This window comes from Candidatus Zixiibacteriota bacterium, from assembly GCA_022865345.1.
Classification (GTDB): domain Bacteria; phylum Zixibacteria; class MSB-5A5; order MSB-5A5; family RBG-16-43-9; genus RBG-16-43-9.
Map to the genome: position 1 here is coordinate 1 of JALHSU010000206.1, position 2,653 is coordinate 2,653.

2 protein-coding genes are annotated in these 2,653 nt (G+C 45.5%); one reads left to right on the forward strand and one right to left on the reverse strand.

Translation table 11 applies throughout. The features are described 5' to 3' along the window. Nucleotides 1-1,074: tRNA (N6-isopentenyl adenosine(37)-C2)-methylthiotransferase MiaB (gene miaB / locus MUP17_10350; GenBank protein ID MCJ7459380.1), on the forward strand; the 1,074-nt coding region annotated here is incomplete at its 5' end. Between the two features lie 180 nt (nucleotides 1,075-1,254). Here miaB and MUP17_10355 read toward each other — a convergent pair. Continuing rightward, on the reverse strand, nucleotides 1,255-2,169 hold the full coding sequence (locus MUP17_10355) for a 4Fe-4S dicluster domain-containing protein (protein MCJ7459381.1): 915 nt from the start codon (nucleotides 2,167-2,169) through the stop codon (nucleotides 1,255-1,257). Nucleotides 2,170-2,653 lie beyond the last annotated feature (484 nt).

Below are 2,653 nucleotides of genomic sequence, written 5' to 3' on the forward strand. Positions count from 1 at the left end.
ATCGGGTGTATGGCTCAGAGGTTAGGAGAGAGATTCCTGAAAGAAGTTCCGGCTCTGGACTTGGTTTTGGGGACTGAGGAGCTATTCAAGCTTCCGGATTATCTGGAGAAAAAAGGGAAAAGTCCAACTGTGGCTTTGTCTTTTTCTGATTTGAAAAAGTTCGACTCGTTACCCCAGAGAAAAAATAAATTCTCTTCATTCGTAGCAATTTCCAGGGGATGTGAGAATTTCTGCTCCTACTGTATTGTGCCTTATGTGCGTGGCTCGGAGAAAAATAGAAAAGTGTCGGAGATTATAAGGGAGGTTCAGTGCCTAACTGAATCCGGGTGCAGAGAGGTTACCCTGATCGGGCAAAATGTCAACTCCTATAAGGATAATGGATGCGATTTTGCTGACCTACTCAAGGAAGTGAGCAAGACAAATATTCAGAGGATAAGATTTATGACTTCTCACCCGAAGGACCTTTCTTTGAAGCTAATCGACGCAATGTCAGATTTAGAAAAGGTTTGTGAGCATCTTCATCTCCCTTTGCAATCCGGCTCAGACAAGATTCTGGAAAAAATGAATCGAAAATATAATTCCTCGGATTATCTGCGTCTGGTGGATTCAGTCAAGAGCAAAGTCGAAAACCTGAGCTTGACAACTGACCTGATCGTGGGTTTTCCAGGGGAAAAAGAAGAGGATTTTCAAAAGACCCTGGAGATGGTTCAAAGGATTGAGTTCGATTCTGCCTTTATGTTCAAATATTCTCCCAGAGAGGGAACAACAGCTTTCCTTCTCGAGGGTGATGTACCAAATGAGGTGAAATTAGAGAGGCTTCAGACCTTAATAGAACTGCAAAAGACAATCTCTCAGAAGAAGAACAAAAGTTTGATCGGCAGAGCTGAAGAGGTCATGATTGATTGCAAAAGCAAAAGGGATAAAGCAAGCTGGAAAGGGAAGGGGAGAAGTAACAAAACTGTGATAATCCCAAAAGGGGAAAATGACAATAACCTTTTGGGGGAAATTGTAAAAGTAGAAATCACAGGTGCGGATAGTTTTACGCTTTTTGGGGAGACAGTCAAAAACCGGTAGAACAGGCATTCCTGCCTGTTCTTTTAGGGTCAGAGAGCAAGCCTGGCTTTGCCACAAGAATGTCTGACCTACCAGATTTTTTGTAGCGGAAACCTTCAGGTTTCCATCTTTCGCACAAGAGAACATGGAAGGCTGAAGTCTTCGCCAGGATCCTGTGGACAAGACCTTGACGGCCTTCCGCTACTTTAAGAGGACTCTCAGGTTGCGGGGAAGGACATCATGATATCCAATCATGTCGAGATGTTCGAGTTTTTTCACGGTTACGGCAGGAAGTTTTTCGAGCGGGGCTCCGTTTAGAAGTAAACCAGTCTCTTCCTCCGAGAACTCGGCTCCGGGTTCGATCCAATCCACGAAATCTCTATTCTTAGGACATACACTCTGACAGTGAAGGCATCCGACTAGGCAATTGTGCCAGGAAGGGTTTAGCCACTCTGGAAAATCGCCTGAGTTTTCGTTTAGAAAAGACAGACATCTTTCTGCTTTTATCAAAAAGCGGTCAGAGGTAATAGCTCCAGTAGGGCAGGCGTTCAGACAGGCAAGGCAGTTTTCACAATCCTCCAGCATAACCGATTCATGCCAAATGTCCTCAAGACAGGAGAGATCAGAGTAGAAAGCCATAAGCCGGTGAAAGCTTCCCATTCCGGGCACATAACAGATATTGTTCTTCCCGTAGAAGGAAAGTCCACTGCGTGCGGATAGAAGCTTTACTGGTAGCAAAACAGAAGCGATCTCATACCCTTTCGACTCTAAAACGTCTGCAAGCAAATCCCTTACCATCCCGTCTGAATAGTGCAGGTAAGTGGGGGGAATGATGAGGGGCTGAGGTTTTCCATTCCAGTTGAAGACAACCTGAATCTGTGGCTGCGGGGCTGCAACTACTATCAAGGACCTGGCTCCTGTTAAGCTTTCCGGCGGATGGTAGGAAAAGGATGTAAAATACTCGCGATAAAGTCTCTGGTCGAGAAGTCCTTGACTTTTTCGAGATTCGATTTCTTGCTTCAAATCGTCCAAGCGTTCCACAGAGACAATACTGCACTTATACCCACGTTCGCCCAGCTTTGCGTATAACTCAGCAGTCAATTTTTTTACTGACATATCAACAGGCTTTGATTATAAGTTTAAATCTCATTCTGATACTATGTGCCTACAATTTTTATTACGTTATAAATTTGACCTGAGTTTCTTTTTCGCGCAATCGTTTTCAAAAGCGATTCTCAAGAATTTGTCGGGCAGTCTCGCCTTTGGCGGGACAGCCCGGCTTACCGCGCTGTTCCCTTCAGGTCAGAGAGCAAGCCTGGCTTTGCCACAAGAATGTCTGACCTACCACATAAACGTCGGGGATGAACCCCGACGCTACAAAAACCCAAAAACCGGTAGACCCGGGTTGCCCTCAACCTGGGTCGCATGTTATGTCCCCACCTTGAGGCAAGGTGGGGCTACTTGGTTTTTCCCTGTCTACTGTCTACTTATGGAAGGCTGAAGCCTTCCGCTACAAAAAAATCTTAATACTCTTCACACTTGATCTGATAGAAGCTTCTGGCGTGGTCACAGGAGGGGCATTTCAGGGGCGGCTCTGTGC